Source organism: Acinetobacter lwoffii (assembly GCF_024129715.1).
Lineage (GTDB): Bacteria > Pseudomonadota > Gammaproteobacteria > Pseudomonadales > Moraxellaceae > Acinetobacter > Acinetobacter lwoffii_U.
The window spans coordinates 18,758-35,413 of sequence record NZ_JAMXXM010000008.1 but is presented as its reverse complement, the minus strand read 5'-3'; the positions used below and the strand labels follow the sequence as shown (position 1 = coordinate 35,413).

Below are 16,656 nucleotides of genomic sequence, written 5' to 3'. Positions count from 1 at the left end.
TTGCGCTATGCTGTGCAACAGACTTTTTTCACCGTAATTCACTGATACGTTTATGACTACTCACATTGATTCCGAATATCAAGCCAGTGCGATTGAGCCTCAAGTCCAACAGGATTGGGAATCTCGCAAAGCCTTTAAAGTTGCCGACAAAGTAGAAGGTCCACGTCGTTATATTCTCTCGATGTTCCCTTACCCAAGTGGCAAGCTGCATATGGGTCATGTGCGTAACTATACGATTGGTGACGTGATCAGCCGTTTCCATCGCTTAAAAGGTGAAACGGTCCTACAACCAATGGGTTGGGATGCTTTCGGTCTACCTGCTGAAAACGCAGCGATTGCACATCAGGTTGCACCAGCAAAATGGACATTTGAAAATATTGCTTACATGCGCGACCAGTTAAAAAAACTCGGTCTTGCAGTGGACTGGGATCGCGAATTTGCGACCTGTACCCCTGAATACTATCGTTGGGAACAATGGCTATTTGTTCAGCTTTATAAAAAAGGCTTGATCTACCGTAAGCTTTCAACCGTGAATTGGGATCCGGTCGATCAGACTGTTCTTGCCAACGAACAGGTTGAAAATGGTCGTGGCTGGCGTTCAGGTGCATTGGTAGAAAAGCGTGATATTCCAATGTACTACTTCCGCATTACCGATTATGCGCAAGAGTTACTTGACGATTTAGACACGCTTAAAGATGGCTGGCCACAACAAGTGTTGACCATGCAGCGTAACTGGATTGGCCGCTCACAAGGGATGGACATCACTTTCCCTTCAGCAAATCCTGACGTGTATGCAGATGGTTTAACGGTATTTACTACCCGTGCCGATACCTTGATGGGCGTAACGTATGTTGCAGTTGCAGCAGAACACCCGATGGCGCTGAAAGCGGCTGAAACAAACCCAGAATTGGCTGCATTCATTGAAGAATGCCGTATGGGTTCTGTGGCAGAAGCGGATCTTGCGACTGCCGAGAAGAAAGGCATGGCAACCGGTCTTTCTGTGAAGCATCCTGTGACTGGCGAAGAAGTTCCGGTTTGGATCGCCAACTATGTATTGATGTCTTATGGTTCAGGTGCAGTGATGGCAGTTCCATCACACGATGAACGTGACTTCGAATTTGCCAATAAATATAGCTTGACCATCAAGCAAGTGATTGATGCTAAAGGCGCAGAGGATGCTGACTTTGATGCGACTCAATGGCAAGAATGGTATGGCTCGAAAGAAGGTAAACTGGTCAATTCAGCCGAATTTGACGGTCTAGATTTCCAAGGTGCATACGATGCATTCCTTGCTAAATTAGAACCAACAGGCCTAGCAAGTTCTAAAGTTCAATTCCGTCTACGTGACTGGGGGGTTTCCCGTCAGCGTTATTGGGGTTGTCCAATTCCAATGATTAACTGTCCATCATGTGGTCAAGTGCCAGTACCTGAAGAGCAGCTTCCTGTGGTTCTTCCGACTGACGTTGTTCCAGATGGTTCAGGTAACCCACTGAACAAAATGCCTGAGTTCTATGAAACGACTTGTCCAAGCTGTGGTGGCGACGCACGTCGTGAAACAGATACGCTTGATACATTCGTAGAATCGTCTTGGTACTATGCACGTTATGCATCTCCAGACTTTACGGGTGGCATGGTGAAACCTGAAGCAGGTCAAACCTGGCTTCCTGTGAACCAATACATCGGTGGTGTTGAACACGCGATTCTGCACTTACTTTATGCACGCTTCTTCCACAAATTGATGCGTGATGAAGGCGTGGTACAAGGCAATGAACCATTCACTAACTTGTTAACGCAAGGGATGGTGCTAGCAGATACCTTCTATCGTGAAGCAGACTCAGGTAAGAAAACCTGGTTTAATCCGGCAGATATCGAGCTTGAAAAAGACGAAAAAGGCCGTGTGCTTTCTGCCAAATATAAAGAAGATGGCCAAGACGTTATCGTTGGTGGTCAGGAAAAAATGTCGAAATCGAAAAATAACGGTATCGACCCGCAATCGATTATTGACCAGTACGGCGCAGATACGGCACGTGTGTTCATGATGTTCGCGGCTCCACCTGATCAATCACTTGAATGGTCTGATGCCGGTGTTGAGGGTGCAAACCGCTTCCTGAAACGTGTATGGCGTTTAGCAACAGGCTTCCTTGAAAAAGGTAACGGTGCATCAAACATCGACAAAGCGGCACTGTCTACGGCTGCACAAGACTTGCGTCGTAAGACACACGAAACCATCCAAAAAGTCGGTGATGATATTGAACGTCGTCATGCATTTAACACTGCCATTGCTGCATTGATGGAACTTTTAAATGCTAACAACAAATTTGAAGCTCAAGATGACAATGACGTTGCTGTCGCACGTGAATCGATTACCACGCTGTTAACTTTACTTGCACCATTTGCACCGCATTTAAGCCAGACTTTATTGGCTGAATTTGGGATTGAATTGAATTCAACTTTATTCCCTGCGGTAGATGAATCTGCGCTGACACGTAATACGCAAACCATCGTGGTTCAAGTCAACGGTAAGCTTCGTGGTAAGCTTGAAGTATCTGTAGATGCCTCTAAAGATGACATCTTGGCTCAAGCCAAAGCATTGCCTGAAGTTCAACAATTCTTGACTGGCCCAACCAAGAAAGAAATTGTGGTACCGAATAAATTAGTGAATTTGGTGGTTTAAGTCCTTAAGTTCCCTCTCCTCTCAGGAGAGGGCTAGGGAGAGGTAAATATATAACCCCTCATCCTAACCTTCTCCCAGAGGGAGAAGGAACTTTCTGAAGGATTTCACAATTCCCAAACAAAGCCCGTTGCCAGCCAACGGGCTTTGACTTTACAATCCAGTTCAGGATTTCAAATATTCCCCTTCGGGAAGCATAGAGGGCAACACATGCATTTGGACAAACATTTAGCAGCAATTGTTTTAACTTGTGGTCTGAGTGCAGGCTTAGTCGGCTGTGGCTTTCATCTGAAAGGAACCAATCCGAGCTCCGCCCCTGTTGCTTACTCTGTCATGAGCCTGTCTTTACCGCCCAATACTGAAGAACTGCAAGAGAAACTGGCAGTTTACCTCGGTGCTGCAGGCGTACAGCTGAGTAATGCACCCAATGCTTATGTGTTACGTGTCCTGGATTACACCCCTCGCCGTCTGGAACTGAACGGTAAACTAGTTGAAACCTTATTACGTTTAAACGTGACTTTCCGGATTGAAGATGCACAAGGCAATCCGATCACTGAACCACGCACTGTCGTGGCAACACGTACGTATCAATATGATATTGAAACGGTCAACACCGATGACCAGGAACAAAAATATCTGAATCAGGTCATTATTGATGATGTGGCGCAGCAGATCGCGCGTCAGATTTCATCGAACCGCTTACCCTTAGCCAAACAAAATACCTCAGCGCAACCTGCTCAATAAGACCTCTTTATGAAACTTGATTATCTGCAAGCCCTGAAACGTGTCGATGAAGCTCGCGGTGCTTGGGTCTTGCATGGTCAAGAGCCTTTGCTGGAACAGAATTTAATTGATGCCTTTCGGGCCAGCTGGCAAAAGCAGGACATTGAACGTCAACGCTATGACATTAGTTCGGTCGCCGACTGGAAAACCGTCTTTAATGCCTTGAACAGCTTGTCGCTGTTTTCAACCCAGTTGGCGATTGAAGTACATGGCAATATCAAACCGGATGCCAGCGCAATCAAGTTACTGAAAAACTATTTGCAGCATAATGAACAAAACCTGCTGTTGGTGGTGATGCCCAAACAGGATAGTAATAGCCTGAAATCCAGTTTCTTTCAGCTGATTGATGCCAATGGTGTGAATGTTTCGCTGGTGGCCAATTATCCAAAAGACCGGCAGCAGATTCTGGGTATTGAAGCTGAAAAACTCGGCATTCGTTTAGCCAATGATGCCTGGCAATGGCTGGAACAACATCATGAGCACAACCTGCTTGCAGCAAAGAACAGCCTGATGCGGGTTAGCGATACCTTTGCTGAAGTCGATATCATTCAGGTTGATCATTTATATGCCTGTTTACAAGATCAGTCACGTTATAGCACCTATGATTTGAGCGATGCCCTGCTACAAGGTAATCTTTCCCAGTCGATCAAAATTTTTCAGTATCTAGTCGTTTCAGGTGAACCGATGAGCCTGATTTTATGGAGTCTCAGCAAGGAAATGCGTCTGTTGATGCAGCTGTTTGAACAACCGCAAAATGTCTTGCAAATCGGGATCTGGAAAACCAAAGTCGGGTTATATCAACAAGCCTTGCGCCGTCTCAGCCCACAGACTTTTCTGGCCTGGCCGGGGTTATTATTAAGAATTGATGCCTCAATTAAAGGACTTGGACATGAGAATCCGGAGCATCTGGTGCTACAGGCGATTTCCAGTATCTGTGGCAAGCCCCTATTTCACTAAGTTTTTGTCAAAATTCGAAAAATAAAATAATAATCATTCCTATTAGTTTAAAAAAATACACGATTTATCCTAATTTCGCTTTTATAATCGTTCACAATTCTCTGATTTTGAACCGATATTGATCATGCCAAAAATAAAACCGACGAAATTGATTATAGTCGCCGTGATTGCCATTGCGCTCATCGCTGCGGGGTGGTACTTCCTCAAACCCAAAGAACAGCCTCCGCAATATATTACGGCTGAAGTCACCCAAGGCGATATCGAAAGCTCTGTACTGGCGACTGGTATTCTGGAAGCGACCAAGATGGTCAGCGTGGGAGCGCAGGTTTCGGGTCAGGTCAGAAAAATGTATGTAGAACTGGGCGATCAGGTCAAGCAAGGTCAGCTGATTGCGCGGATTGACTCCGTTCGTCAGGAAAATGATTTAAAAACCGCTGAAGCCAGCATTAAAAATCAGATGGCACAACTTGCAGTAAGACAGGCAAATCTGGCCAAAGTTGAAGCTGAATACAACCGTCAGAAAGCCATGTATGCACAGGATGCCACTTCTCGCTCAGAGCTGGAATCGGCATTTGCGAACTATAAAACGGCGCAAGCGGATATCACCGCTATCAATGCACAGATTGAACAGTCGCGTTTGACGCTGGCGACTGCCAAAGAAGATCTTGGCTATACCCAGATTGTAGCCCCGATGGATGGCACGATTGTGGCGATTGTGACTGAAGAAGGTCAAACCGTGAATGCCAACCAGAGTGCGCCGACCATTGTTAAACTGGCCAAACTCGACACCATGACCATTAAAGCTGAAATTTCTGAAGCGGATGTCATGAAAGTTGAAGAAGGTCAGACGGTTTATTTCACTACGTTAGGCAATAACGAGAAAAAGATTTACGCCAAACTGCGTCAGGTTGAGCCTGCACCCAATTCAATTAATACCGATAGCAATACCTCAAGCTCATCGTCAAGTTCTGCGGTGTATTACAACGCATTGTTCGATGTACCGAATGAAGATGGAAAATTACGTATTGATATGACTGCACAAGTTTATATCGTACTGGATGAAGCCAAAAATGTGCTGACCATTCCTGCTGCGGCCATTCAAGGTTCAAACCGTCCGCCCCGTGCCAATCGTGGTGAAGCGCGTGGTGAGGGTTCTCGCGGTGAAGGCAGTCCGGCATCACGTCCTGAAGCTGAATCGGCTCAAGGCAATCGCCCTGCCGGTGAACGTCCAGCGCGTCTAAACCTGTCTGAAGCAGAACTTGCATTGATTGAGCAAGGTAAAGCACAACGTGGCATGGTTCGTGTCTTGCAAGCCGATGGTACTGCGAAACCAACCCCTGTATTAATCGGCTTGAATAACCGTGCGACTGCGCAAGTGCTGAAAGGTTTAAAACGTGGTGATCAGGTGGTGATTGCCGATGGTTCTGACACCTCCAATGATGCAGCAAAAAGCGGTGGCAATAGCCGTGGCCCAATGAGAATGTAAGCATGAATTCACAACAACAGCCTCTCCTCGAGGTGAAAAATCTGGTTCGTGAATTCCCTGCGGGTGAAAGCACGGTCCAGATTTTAAAAGGGGTGAATCTAGAGATTTATCCGGGTGAACTGGTGGCGATTGTCGGTCAGTCCGGTTCCGGTAAATCGACCCTGATGAACATTCTGGGTTGTCTGGACAAACCGACCACGGGTAGCTACAAGGTCAAAGGCCGTGAAACCCGGGAACTGGAAGCGGATGAACTGGCGCAATTACGCCGTGAATATTTCGGCTTTATTTTTCAGCGTTATCATCTGCTGGGCGATTTAAATGCAGCAGGCAATGTCGAAGTCCCTGCGATTTATGCCGGTGCGGATTCATCTGAACGGCATGCGCGAGCCGTCAAGATTCTGACTGATCTCGGTCTGGGTGAAAAAACCCAGAACCGTCCGAGCCAGCTCTCTGGTGGTCAGCAGCAACGGGTTTCGATTGCCCGTGCGCTAATGAATGGCGGTGACGTGATTCTGGCCGATGAACCGACAGGTGCATTGGACAAGAACAGCGGTATTGAAGTGATGCGCATTTTGCGTGAACTGAATGCCAAAGGTCATACCATCATTCTGGTCACGCATGATCATAATGTAGCGAAAAATGCGACCCGGATTATCGAGATCTCGGACGGCAATATTATTTCTGATCAGCCCAATGTTCCTGAAGTCGAAGAGCATCTGGAAAAACAGCCGCTGATCCGCAGTGAACAAAAGAAGATTTCTTCATGGCGTTCTGCAGTTGACCGTCTGGGTGAAGCCTTCCGGATGGCCTTGCTGGCCATGAATGCACATCGCATGCGGACTTTCCTCACCATGCTCGGAATCATTATCGGTATTGCTTCGGTGGTCTCGGTGGTGGCACTCGGTAATGGCTCACAAAAGCAGATTCTGGAAAATATCAGCAGTCTGGGGACCAATACCATTACCGTATTTCAGGGTCGAGGCTTTGGGGATAATTCCAGATCTTCACAGTCCAAAACCCTGATTCCGGCCGATGCCGATGCGCTAGCTGAACAACCGTATGTCGATGGCGTCAGCCCATCGGTGAATAGCAGTGTCACCGGCCGTTATAAAGAAATCGAAGCTTCAACCACGGTCAACGGCGTCAGTGAAGATTTCTTCTACGTGCGTGGCATGACTTTCCAGTCCGGTCAGCCTTTTGACCGCAGTAGCGTCATGCAACAGGCGCAAGATGTCGTCATTGACACCAATACCAAAAACACCTTCTTTAAGGATGGCACCAATCCGGTGGGTCAGGTGATTTTACTCGGGAGCGTACCGAGCCGGATTATCGGGGTGATTGACGCGCAAAAAGGCATGATGGGCAATAATGACAGCCTGAATGTCTATCTGCCGTATTCCACCGTCATGAGCCGTATGCTGGGGCAATCCAATGTGCGTAGCATCATTGTGCGGATTAAGGATGAATACCCAAGTGCGGCGGCTGAAAATGCGATTTTGAATTTGCTGGTACAGCGACATGGCGCGCAGGATGTGTTTACCCAGAATGCCGACAGTATTCGTGAAACTATTCAGCAAACCACAGCGACTATGACTTTGCTAATTTCAGCGATTGCGGTGATTTCACTGGTGGTCGGCGGGATTGGGGTGATGAATATCATGCTGGTGTCAGTGACTGAACGTACTCAGGAAATTGGGGTGCGTATGGCGGTGGGTGCACGTCAAAGTGATATTCTGCAACAGTTCCTGATTGAAGCGGTTCTGGTCTGTATCTTGGGTGGTATTTTGGGTGTGCTGCTTTCCCTCGGGATTGGCCAGCTGATTACCCATTTTGCCGGTGGTACGTTCCAAATGGCATATTCAACCACTTCGATTGTAGCTGCCTTTGTCTGCTCAAGCCTGATCGGGATTGTGTTTGGCTTTATCCCGGCACGTAATGCTGCTCGTCTGAATCCAGTCGATGCACTTTCTCGCGAATAAGGAACCTGATATGCAAATGAATTTAACCAAGCTTGCCAGTGCCCTTTTGCTGGGAAGCTCGCTGGTCGGTTGTGCCGCAGTGGTAAAAACACCGTATGAACAGCCTGCGCTTAATATGCCGGGCAGCTTTCAAAACAATAAGGTGCTTAGTCAGCAGATTCATGCCGATATTCTGGCAGATCAATGGTGGACTTTATTTAAAGATCCGCAATTAAATAATTTGGTGAATGAAGTATTGGCGCAGAATACCGATCTGGCAGTGGCCGGCATCAGTTTACAACAGGCCCGTATTCAAGCCAGACAAGCTCAAAGTCAGCAAGGCGTTCGCGTCGGTGATGCCGGACTGACAACACGTAGAAGTTTTGATTTAGAAGATGGTGATAGTTCATCGAGTTTTGGGATTAATTATCCGGGTTTAAGCTATGAACTGGATCTGTTTGGCAAACTGGCCAATCAGACTGAAGCGGCACGCTGGGAAGCACTGGCCTCTGAAGAAGACTTGCAGGCAACCGCACAAAGCCTGATTGGCACCACGGCACAATTGTACTGGCAACTGGCTTATCTGAATGAACGTTATAGTGTGGTACAGCAAAATCTGGCGACCGCGCAAAAAACCTATGATCTGGTGCGGGTGCAATATCGTGCCGGCGCAGTATCCGGTCTGGATTTAACCCAGGCGGAACAGGCAATTCAAAGTCAACAGGCGACTTTAAGCCAGATTGAACAGCAACGTGTGGAAACACGTACCGGACTCGCGGTATTGCTGCACATGCCGGTTCAACAGCTCGCGATTCAAGAGCCAAGTCGTTTACCGAATATTCAATTGCCGAGTATTCAGGCCGACTTACCGGCAAGTTTATTGTCACGTCGTCCTGACCTTCGAGCGACTGAACTGCGCTTGCGTAAGGCGCTGGCCAATAAAGATGCCAACAAAGCCAGCTACTATCCATCCATTAGTTTGACCGGTAATCTGACCACCGGTATTGGCAGCAGTACGTCCCTCTCGAATGCCCTGAAAAATCCGGTTGCAACTTTAGGTGCTGGCCTGACTTTGCCATTCCTGCAATGGAATGACATGAAACGTGATCTGCAAGTCAATGAGCTGGAATACGAAAAAGCGATTATGCAATATCGCCAGACCATGTATGAGGCCTTTGCCGATGTGGAAAATGCCTTGTCGAATCGTACTGAGCTCACTAAGCAGGTTGCATTACAGCAACGCAATGTTGAGCTGGCAGAAAGAACTGAACGCTTGACTGAAGTGCGTTATCGTAATGGTGCAGTGGCCTTGAAAAACCTGCTGGATGCGCAGGAAACCACGCGCAATGCACGGCTGTCATTGGTGCAAACCAGACAGAACCAGTACAATGCCTATGTCACCTTGATGCAGGCATTGGGTGGTAGCCCGATTAAACAATTACCTTAACAAAGCTTGATCCATAAAAAACCGCTGCCCGACAGCGGTTTTTTAGCTCGTATGATTTGAGTCAGTTTATTTCATTTGCAAATACGCATTCACATTTTTCAATAATTCAGTGGATCGCTCATGCCCGAGCAAACTGCCTTTTTCCAGCCAGTCTTGTGCGATTCCGATATCACGCTCCACGCCAATTCCCTTGATATATAAACGTCCAAGATGACTATAGGCATCTGCATTCACCTGTGCTGCCGCCTGCTGATAATACTGCACGGCTTGCTCAATATTGCTCTCAACACCTTGACCTTGCTCATAGGCTTCACCCAGAGCATTTAGCGCCACACCATTCTGCTGAGCGGCTGCTTTTTGCAGATAGCTCAAGCCTAAGGCAATATCCTGCGCAATCTGTTGCCCTTCAAGATACTTCAAGCCCAATTCTGCTTGTGCCTGGGCATGACCCAATTGTGCAGCCTGATGCAGATAGCGATTTGCCAACTCTGCATTATTGATAAACACAGGATAAATGCCTGACAGAGCTTGGTACAGGAACCATGCCGCCTCTTTCGAACCTTTCGCAACCGCCTGATTGAGGTACTGGACAGCTTTATCACGTGTCGGCAATGGATATTCAGCCAGACTATAAAACCGGCCGACGCTATAAATCAGATCCGCCTCAGACTGAGCTTCAATCTGCCAATACTGTTGTGCAGCCTTCTGAATCATTTGTGTGGCTTTATCCGTATCTTTAACTGTGCCTATACCGTTTAAATAACACAGCGCTAGCCCCATCTGCGCAGACACATCTTCAGGACTGAACTGATCAGCAGCCTGATATAACTCAAATGCTTTTTGCGGTTCATTGGCAACCAGGTGCTGCTCAAAATACAGCGCAGCAATTATGCATAAGGCAGGCGAATGCTGACTGTTGGCCCCTTCCGACCAGTAACGAAATGCCATGGTTTCATTTTTATCGACATACCAGCCATGAAAATAAGCCAGTCCGATTAAGGTCTTGGCGTGTGCATCGGCGTGATCTTTGGACTGCTGCAATAAATGCTGAAACACGCGCTGACGCTGGTCTGTATCGATACGGCCTTGCAACACACCGGCATAATAATCATAGAGACCTTTCTGGTCACCGAGACTGATACAGCGTTTAATAAATTGCAGTGATTGCGTCAGGTCTTGGGGCAGAATCTGACCATGCGCATAATCATCGGCGATTTGCTGATTGGCAGCCAAATGATCTTGCTGTGCCGCCAGAAACAGATAATGAATTCCTTGCACTAAATCTTGGGTTGTTGAATCTGCCAAATAATACTGGGCCAGCTGATACTGCGAATTGGCATGACCCTGCCCGGCATTTTGAATTAACAATGCCAGACGCTGTTTTTCTGCAGTCATCTCGTTTTGAGGCTGACCTTCGGTAGAAGAAAGTTCAGTAATACGATATTGGGCATCCAGATTGCCACGTGCTACCGCATGTCGGTACCAATACAAAGCTTTTTCCGGGTCAGCCTGTTGATACGCATCCCCTTCATGAATCTGCCCCAAATGATAGGCGGCTTCATCACTGCCCAGACGAAAGGCTTTGTCTAGATAACTAATCGCCTTTTCAGTATTCTGCTCATGTCCCAGACCTTGCAGATGCATCAGGCCCATACCTACATAGGCTTGTGGAATTTCCTGTTGCTCAGCCAGTCCCTGATAAATCTGATAGGCACGTTCATAATTCGGATGTTCCGGATCTGAACTCAAACGTGCTGCATGTTTCAGTTGAGCATCAATCTGCTCAATCCATAAATCATGTTGTACAGCCTTCGCCTGATCACGTTTCACCGGATCCGGACGTTTCCACATCCAGATCGCCAACACCCCTACCCCCAAAATCAGTACCAGCAAGAACCACATAGCTGCTCCAAAACATTATTTTTGTTCTGCAAATGAATCCTTTCATTCTAAACGCGAGTTTAAAAAAAGCACATAGATTGTGCTTTTTATTTTTAAATCAGGCTTTTGCTCTTTTACTATCGAGCTTTTTCAAGCCTTCTGCCACGGCGACCATGGCAAAGCTTGAAGTCACCACCACGGCAGAGCCATAACCACCACAGCGTAAGCCGGCACTGGCGCAGACATCGGCACTCGAAAATGGATTATCGATGGAATAGACACAGGTAATACCGAATTTTTCTTTGGGCTTTTTACAGATGCCTTTAGCACGTAACTGGACACGTAATTTGGCCAGCATCGGGTCCTGTTCGGTTTTAGATAAATCTGCAACACGAATTTTCAGTGGATCCAGTTTGCCACCTGCCCCGCCCGATACAATTAAAGGAATCTTGTTAAAGCGACAATGTAGCATCAGGGCAAATTTGGCTTTGACATCATCGATGCAATCTAAAATCAGATCCGGTGTCGGAGCTAAAATTTCTTTGATATTCTCAGGCGTCAGATAATCATCAATTAGATTGATTTTAATCCGTGGATTAATTGCACGACACCGCTCGGCCATAACTTCAATTTTTTCATGACCCAAGGTGGTACTCATGGCAGGTAACTGGCGGTTGATATTTGATGCCGCCACCACATCCATATCGACCAAGGTCAGTTCGCCAATTCCGCTACGTGCCAGAGCTTCTACTGCCCATGAACCTACGCCCCCGATACCAATCACCATCACATGACTTTTTTCATAATGGTTAAAGCTGTCTTCTCCATAAATTTTGGCAACACCAGCAAAACGGCGGTCATATTCATCATCTTGAAGCAGGTCGGTCATAGGTCATCTATAGCAATAAAAATACCGGATCATTTTAGCAAAATCCGCTTTTCTTTACCGCCACTAAATTTTTGATCGATTTAAATGACATTCAGATCGGATGAGAGCGACAACGCACTCGTAATTGATTAAAATATCAACAAATTAATTCTATGTCATTTGGCCAAAAGGAGTGGAATGTCATGCTATTTAACACCCTTTTAGGTTTGAACATGCTTTGTATCGGGCTTTATTTTTATGTTCTGATCAGCCAAAAGAACAAAAATTATTATCTCAGCATTCTCATTCGTTTAATGACATTAGGATTATTTGGCTTGGTTATTTTCGATCGTTATGAAACACAGAATCATCTGATCGTGTTATTGCTCTTGTGGGTAGGCTTTGAAAGCATGGAGCAGTTTTACGCTAGAAAAAAATCCAGTTCAGTAAAATAAAAAAGAGGCTTGCGCCTCTTTTTCATCTATCGGAATTAGTCTTTATTCATGATAAAGAAATATTGACGATAGTATTTCAGTTCCGCAATCGAATCGCGAATGTCATCCATCGCCAGATGCGAGGCATTTTTCTTGAGGCCACTCATGATTTCCGGGCGCCAGCGTTTGGCCAGCTCTTTCACTGAAGAGACATCCAGATTGCGATAATGGAAATACTGCTCCAGTTCAGGCATCAGGCGGTGCAAGAAACGGCGATCCTGACAGATCGAGTTACCACACATCGGTGAAGATTTTGGATTGACCCATTTTTTCAGGAATTCAATAGTTTGCTGTTCGGCATCCTGAGCGGTCAGTTTACTGCGACGTACACGTTCAATCAGACCAGACTGGCCATGCTGGCGAGTGTTCCACTCATCCATGGCATTTAACAGACGTGCAGGCTGATGTACCGCAAGCACAGGACCTTCTGCCAAAATATTCAAATTGTCATCGGTTACAATTGTTGCAATTTCAATAATTTGATCATTGTCTGTGTCTAAACCTGTCATTTCAAGGTCAATCCAAATCAGGCGGGTATCAGCGGTGCTGCTCATAAATGTGCAATCTTATTGGCTTTAAAAACAACTATAGTAGCAAATTAATTACATCTTGGGTGTCATTCGGGGGCTGCTTCATGCTATTTTTGCCATCTGATTTACCCGGTTTTTTTAGGATATGAATGGCCTTAATACGTAAGCGTCGTCTGACAGAGCAACAACAGCGCCGCATTCAGAAACAACAGAAAACACGTCAAGAAGATCTCGATACCTCCAGTGATCTTGAAGGTTTAGTGGTGCAACATTATGGCCGCCAACTTGAAGTGCAAGCTTTGTCTCGCCCTGACATTCACCCTGAAAAACCTGTGGTCGCCGATGGTGAGCCTGAACCTTTCTGGAAAGAGATTGAACTGGACAGCGTCTGGCGCTGTCATACTCGAACCAATCTGGATTTATTGGTCACGGGTGACCGGGTCAAATGGCAAGCCGATCCGAATACCGGTTTAGGAATTATCACCGCGATTCATCCCCGAAAATCCTTATTGACACGCCCCGACCGCTATCACAAGGTTAAACCGGTAGCGGCCAACATTTCACTGATTGTGATCGTGTTTGCACCATTGCCTGAGCCAGCGCCGGGCCTGATCGACCGTTATCTGGTGGCCTGTGCCGATGCCGATATTCCTGCATTGCTGGTGATGAATAAAGCCGATTTGTTAAAAGAAAACGATCCGATTCTGACTCTGCTGCAAGAATATCAAGATCTCGGTTATGAAGTGATGCAGACCCAATCCGATGGCGACCTGACTGCACTGTCTAATCGTCTGGAAAATGAAACGGTGGCTTTCGTCGGTCAATCTGGTGTGGGTAAAAGCACGCTGATTAATGCGATCGTGCCGGATGCCGCACAGAAAACCAATATTATTTCGGAAAACTCGGCACTTGGTCAGCACACTACGACATCAACGCGCTTGATCGGTTTTGGTCAAGGTGCCGCCCTGATTGACTCTCCGGGAATTCGTGAATTTGGCCTGTGGCATCTGACTTTAGATAAGGTACAAAGCGGCTTTCCTGAAATTGAAAACCTGCTCGGCCATTGTCAGTTCCGTAACTGTACCCATAAGCATGAAAAACAATGTGCTTTGCGTCAGGCTGCTGCCGCAGGTGAAATTTTACCGCGCCGACTGGACAGCTATTTACGTTTAATCGACGAAATCACTGAAGCACAGCAAAAAAATTAATTTTCTTAACCCTTGGCCCTTGAAGCGGTGATTTTGATCACCATATTTATGAGCTATACTCTTGGCAATTTTAAAATTGTAATTAGGTGAATTGTGGAACGTTGGTTCGAGTTTATGGGGAATCACCCCTTCTTATTTGGAACACTCGCGGTATTAGTGGTTTTGTTCTTCATTATCGAAGGTCAACGTAACGGTCGCAAAATTTCTCCGCAATCGCTGGGAATTTTAGTCAAAGCAAAAAATGCCATGCTGATTGATTTACGTGATGCCAAAGACTTCCGTGAAGGTCATATCAGCGGCAGCCGTAATATTCCATATAGCCAGATTACAAAACATGTTGAAGAGCTGAAAGCATCTGATCGCCCTTTGGTGTTCATTTGTAACCTTGGACAGGTGGCTGGTACTGCATTACAGCAGGTTGGTCATGCCGATGCCTACCGTCTTGATGGCGGCGTCAGCAACTGGAAAGCTCAAGGTTTACCTTTGGTGAAAAGCAAATAATCCACGAACAGGAGATTGATCATGGCTGAAGTTACTATTTACTCGACGACAGTGTGTCCTTATTGCGTGCGTGCAAAACAGCTACTGGAACGTAAGGGTGTGGCATATAAAGAGATTAACTTGTCTCAAGAAGCGCCTGAAGTACGTCTTGAATTGATGCAGCGTACCAATCACCGTACCGTGCCACAAATTTTTATTAATGATCAGTTCATCGGTGGTTTTGACCAACTTTATGCTTTAGAGCGTGAAGGCAAACTTGATGAATTGCTGGCTTAACCTTACTAAAATTATCACTTCATATTAAGGATCAAAAAATGAGTGAAGAACAACAAGCTCAACCACAATTGGCATTAGAGCGTATTTACACCAAAGATATTTCTTTTGAAGTTCCTGGGGCGCAAGTTTTTACCAAGCAATGGCAACCTGAGTTAAACATCAATCTTTCTTCTTCTGCAGAAAAAATTGATGAAACTCATTTTGAAGTAGCTTTGAAAGTCGTGGTTCAAGCAACCAACGAAGGTGATACCGCGTTTATCGTTGATGTGACTCAAGCTGGTATTTTCTTGGTGGATGGCGTTGAAGAAGAGCGTCTTCCATATATCCTGGGTGCATACTGTCCGAACATCCTGTTCCCGTTCCTACGTGAAGCAGTGAATGATATGGTGACTAAAGGCAGCTTCCCACAGTTGCTACTTACACCAATCAACTTCGATGCTGAATTTGAAGCCAATATGCAACGTGCGCAAGCCGCTGCTGTGGATGGTCAAGCTTAATCGTTGTCCTTTAAATCTCAAAGAGACCGCATATGCGGTCTTTTTTATTGGCTTAATGTTCCCCTCCTCTCCTTTGAGAAGATGAAAAACATTGTTTCGCCAGGGGAGAGGTAAATAAAAGTCCCCTCATCCCAGCCTTCTCCCAAAGGGAGAAGGTGACAAGCGGATTTTTATTCCGCATCTGCCATCAAATCAGCGCTCATACCAACAGTATTAAAACCAGCATCAACATACAGGATTTCACCAGTAATCCCGTTAGCCCATGGCGAGCACAGGAACAATGCAGCATTACCGACATCTTCAATCGTCACATTACGTTTTAATGGAGCAACTTTCTCATTCAGGTCAAGCATTTTACGGAATGATTTAATACCTGAAGCTGCCAAGGTACGGATTGGACCCGCAGAGATCGCGTTCACACGAATACCTTCCTGACCCAAGCTAGACGCCAAATAACGTACGCCTGCTTCTAAAGAGGCTTTGGCCATACCCATCACGTTATAGTTTGGCATTACACGCTCAGAACCTTGGTAGGTTAATGTTAGCAAACAACCTTGACGGACTTGCAGCAAAGGTTTTGCCGCGCGTGCCATTGCGATAAAGCTATAGGCACTGATGTCATGCGCAATATTAAAACCTTCACGATCCGTGATTTCGGTGAAGTCACCATCCAGCGTATGTGCCGGTGCAAAACCGATAGAATGCACTACGCCGTCCAGACCATCCCAGTGTTTGGCCAGTTCAGCAAATGCATAGTCAATTTCAGCATCTACTGCCACATCACAAGGAAAAACCAGTTTCGAACCAAACTGTTCAGCAAAGTCATCTACCCGCTTTTTCAGCTTTTCATTTGGATAAGTAAAAGCCAATTCAGCACCTTCACGATGCAATGCTTGAGCAATACCAAAAGCAATCGATAATTTACTCGCAATGCCCGCGATCAAGAAGCGCTTACCCGCCAAAAGTCCTTGTGCCATGTGAATCTCACCTAAAAAAATGTATATGGCATGATGCCAAGTCTGGAGCATTTTAGAAATTGCATAATGCACCTTTTTTTCTATTTATGATGAACTGGGAATTTAAGACCGAGTTAAGAGCG

15 protein-coding genes are annotated in these 16,656 nt (G+C 46.2%); 11 read left to right on the top strand and 4 right to left on the bottom strand.

Annotated elements, in window-relative coordinates:
- Window positions 1-52 precede the first annotated feature (52 nt).
- The 6 genes from leuS to NI462_RS07485 all read left to right on the top strand — a co-directional run bounded on the left by leuS (window position 53) and on the right by NI462_RS07485 (window position 9,302).
- Window positions 53-2,674: a leucine--tRNA ligase gene (gene leuS / locus NI462_RS07510; RefSeq protein WP_253159851.1), complete on the top strand. Its 2,622-nt coding sequence runs from the start codon at window positions 53-55 to the stop codon at window positions 2,672-2,674.
- A 207-nt stretch (window positions 2,675-2,881) separates the two neighbouring features.
- On the top strand, window positions 2,882-3,415 hold the full coding sequence (locus NI462_RS07505; RefSeq protein WP_253159848.1) for an LPS-assembly lipoprotein LptE: 534 nt from the start codon (window positions 2,882-2,884) through the stop codon (window positions 3,413-3,415).
- Between the two features lie 9 nt (window positions 3,416-3,424).
- Window positions 3,425-4,411: a DNA polymerase III subunit delta gene (gene holA, locus NI462_RS07500; protein WP_253159846.1), complete on the top strand. Its 987-nt coding sequence runs from the start codon at window positions 3,425-3,427 to the stop codon at window positions 4,409-4,411.
- A gap of 124 nt (window positions 4,412-4,535) precedes the next feature.
- Window positions 4,536-5,897, top strand: coding sequence for a MacA family efflux pump subunit (locus NI462_RS07495; protein WP_253159845.1), 1,362 nt, complete (start codon window positions 4,536-4,538; stop codon window positions 5,895-5,897).
- Window positions 5,898-5,899: 2 nt separating this feature from the next.
- On the top strand, window positions 5,900-7,876 hold the full coding sequence (locus NI462_RS07490) for a MacB family efflux pump subunit (protein ID WP_044109938.1): 1,977 nt from the start codon (window positions 5,900-5,902) through the stop codon (window positions 7,874-7,876).
- Between the two features lie 10 nt (window positions 7,877-7,886).
- The gene (locus tag NI462_RS07485; RefSeq protein WP_253159843.1) at window positions 7,887-9,302 is read left to right on the top strand and encodes an efflux transporter outer membrane subunit; all 1,416 of its coding nucleotides are present in this window, start codon (window positions 7,887-7,889) and stop codon (window positions 9,300-9,302) included.
- A gap of 66 nt (window positions 9,303-9,368) precedes the next feature.
- Here the strand turns inward: NI462_RS07485 and NI462_RS07480 are convergent, their stop codons facing one another.
- The gene (locus NI462_RS07480; RefSeq protein WP_253159840.1) at window positions 9,369-11,204 is read right to left on the bottom strand and encodes a tetratricopeptide repeat protein; all 1,836 of its coding nucleotides are present in this window, start codon (window positions 11,202-11,204) and stop codon (window positions 9,369-9,371) included.
- 97 nt (window positions 11,205-11,301) lie between these two features.
- Entirely contained in the window at window positions 11,302-12,072 is a 771-nt protein-coding gene (locus NI462_RS07475) for a tRNA threonylcarbamoyladenosine dehydratase (protein ID WP_129716334.1), read from the bottom strand.
- Window positions 12,073-12,254: 182 nt separating this feature from the next.
- Between NI462_RS07475 and NI462_RS07470 the strand changes: the two genes are divergently transcribed.
- The gene (locus NI462_RS07470; RefSeq protein WP_253159838.1) at window positions 12,255-12,506 is read left to right on the top strand and encodes a hypothetical protein; all 252 of its coding nucleotides are present in this window, start codon (window positions 12,255-12,257) and stop codon (window positions 12,504-12,506) included.
- 35 nt (window positions 12,507-12,541) lie between these two features.
- On the opposite strand, the gene orn is transcribed toward NI462_RS07470, so the two are convergent.
- The gene (orn, locus tag NI462_RS07465; RefSeq protein WP_004278381.1) at window positions 12,542-13,099 is read right to left on the bottom strand and encodes an oligoribonuclease; all 558 of its coding nucleotides are present in this window, start codon (window positions 13,097-13,099) and stop codon (window positions 12,542-12,544) included.
- 125 nt (window positions 13,100-13,224) lie between these two features.
- On the opposite strand from orn, the gene rsgA reads away from it, so the two are divergent.
- The 4 genes from rsgA (at window position 13,225) to secB (ending at window position 15,557) form a co-directional block, all read left to right on the top strand.
- Complete coding sequence (gene rsgA / locus NI462_RS07460; RefSeq protein WP_168730659.1) at window positions 13,225-14,283, top strand: ribosome small subunit-dependent GTPase A; 1,059 nt, start codon at window positions 13,225-13,227, stop codon at window positions 14,281-14,283.
- A 93-nt stretch (window positions 14,284-14,376) separates the two neighbouring features.
- The gene (locus tag NI462_RS07455) at window positions 14,377-14,784 is read left to right on the top strand and encodes a rhodanese-like domain-containing protein (RefSeq protein WP_004278386.1); all 408 of its coding nucleotides are present in this window, start codon (window positions 14,377-14,379) and stop codon (window positions 14,782-14,784) included.
- 21 nt (window positions 14,785-14,805) lie between these two features.
- Entirely contained in the window at window positions 14,806-15,060 is a 255-nt protein-coding gene (gene grxC / locus NI462_RS07450; RefSeq protein WP_004278388.1) for a glutaredoxin 3, read from the top strand.
- Window positions 15,061-15,098: 38 nt separating this feature from the next.
- Window positions 15,099-15,557 (top strand): protein-export chaperone SecB, encoded by a 459-nt coding sequence (gene secB / locus NI462_RS07445; RefSeq protein ID WP_004647439.1) that lies wholly within the window; start codon window positions 15,099-15,101, stop codon window positions 15,555-15,557.
- Window positions 15,558-15,727: 170 nt separating this feature from the next.
- Here secB and NI462_RS07440 read toward each other — a convergent pair whose 3' ends face one another.
- Complete coding sequence (locus NI462_RS07440; protein WP_180181437.1) at window positions 15,728-16,534, bottom strand: enoyl-ACP reductase FabI; 807 nt, start codon at window positions 16,532-16,534, stop codon at window positions 15,728-15,730.
- Between the last annotated feature and the right edge of the window lie 122 nt (window positions 16,535-16,656).

What these genes read in the sequence shown, in the direction of transcription:
- leuS (WP_253159851.1), top strand. Translation starts at nt 53, where the DNA reads ATGACTACTCACATTGATTCCGAATATCAAGCCAGTGCGATTGAGCCT.
- NI462_RS07505 (WP_253159848.1), top strand. Translation starts at nt 2,882, where the DNA reads ATGCATTTGGACAAACATTTAGCAGCAATTGTTTTAACTTGTGGTCTG.
- holA (WP_253159846.1), top strand. Translation starts at nt 3,425, where the DNA reads ATGAAACTTGATTATCTGCAAGCCCTGAAACGTGTCGATGAAGCTCGC.
- NI462_RS07495 (WP_253159845.1), top strand. Translation starts at nt 4,536, where the DNA reads ATGCCAAAAATAAAACCGACGAAATTGATTATAGTCGCCGTGATTGCC.
- NI462_RS07490 (WP_044109938.1), top strand. Translation starts at nt 5,900, where the DNA reads ATGAATTCACAACAACAGCCTCTCCTCGAGGTGAAAAATCTGGTTCGT.
- NI462_RS07485 (WP_253159843.1), top strand. Translation starts at nt 7,887, where the DNA reads ATGCAAATGAATTTAACCAAGCTTGCCAGTGCCCTTTTGCTGGGAAGC.
- NI462_RS07480 (WP_253159840.1), bottom strand. Translation starts at nt 11,204, where the DNA reads ATGTGGTTCTTGCTGGTACTGATTTTGGGGGTAGGGGTGTTGGCGATC.
- NI462_RS07475 (WP_129716334.1), bottom strand. Translation starts at nt 12,072, where the DNA reads ATGACCGACCTGCTTCAAGATGATGAATATGACCGCCGTTTTGCTGGT.
- NI462_RS07470 (WP_253159838.1), top strand. Translation starts at nt 12,255, where the DNA reads ATGCTATTTAACACCCTTTTAGGTTTGAACATGCTTTGTATCGGGCTT.
- orn (WP_004278381.1), bottom strand. Translation starts at nt 13,099, where the DNA reads ATGAGCAGCACCGCTGATACCCGCCTGATTTGGATTGACCTTGAAATG.
- rsgA (WP_168730659.1), top strand. Translation starts at nt 13,225, where the DNA reads ATGGCCTTAATACGTAAGCGTCGTCTGACAGAGCAACAACAGCGCCGC.
- grxC (WP_004278388.1), top strand. Translation starts at nt 14,806, where the DNA reads ATGGCTGAAGTTACTATTTACTCGACGACAGTGTGTCCTTATTGCGTG.
- secB (WP_004647439.1), top strand. Translation starts at nt 15,099, where the DNA reads ATGAGTGAAGAACAACAAGCTCAACCACAATTGGCATTAGAGCGTATT.
- NI462_RS07440 (WP_180181437.1), bottom strand. Translation starts at nt 16,534, where the DNA reads ATGGCACAAGGACTTTTGGCGGGTAAGCGCTTCTTGATCGCGGGCATT.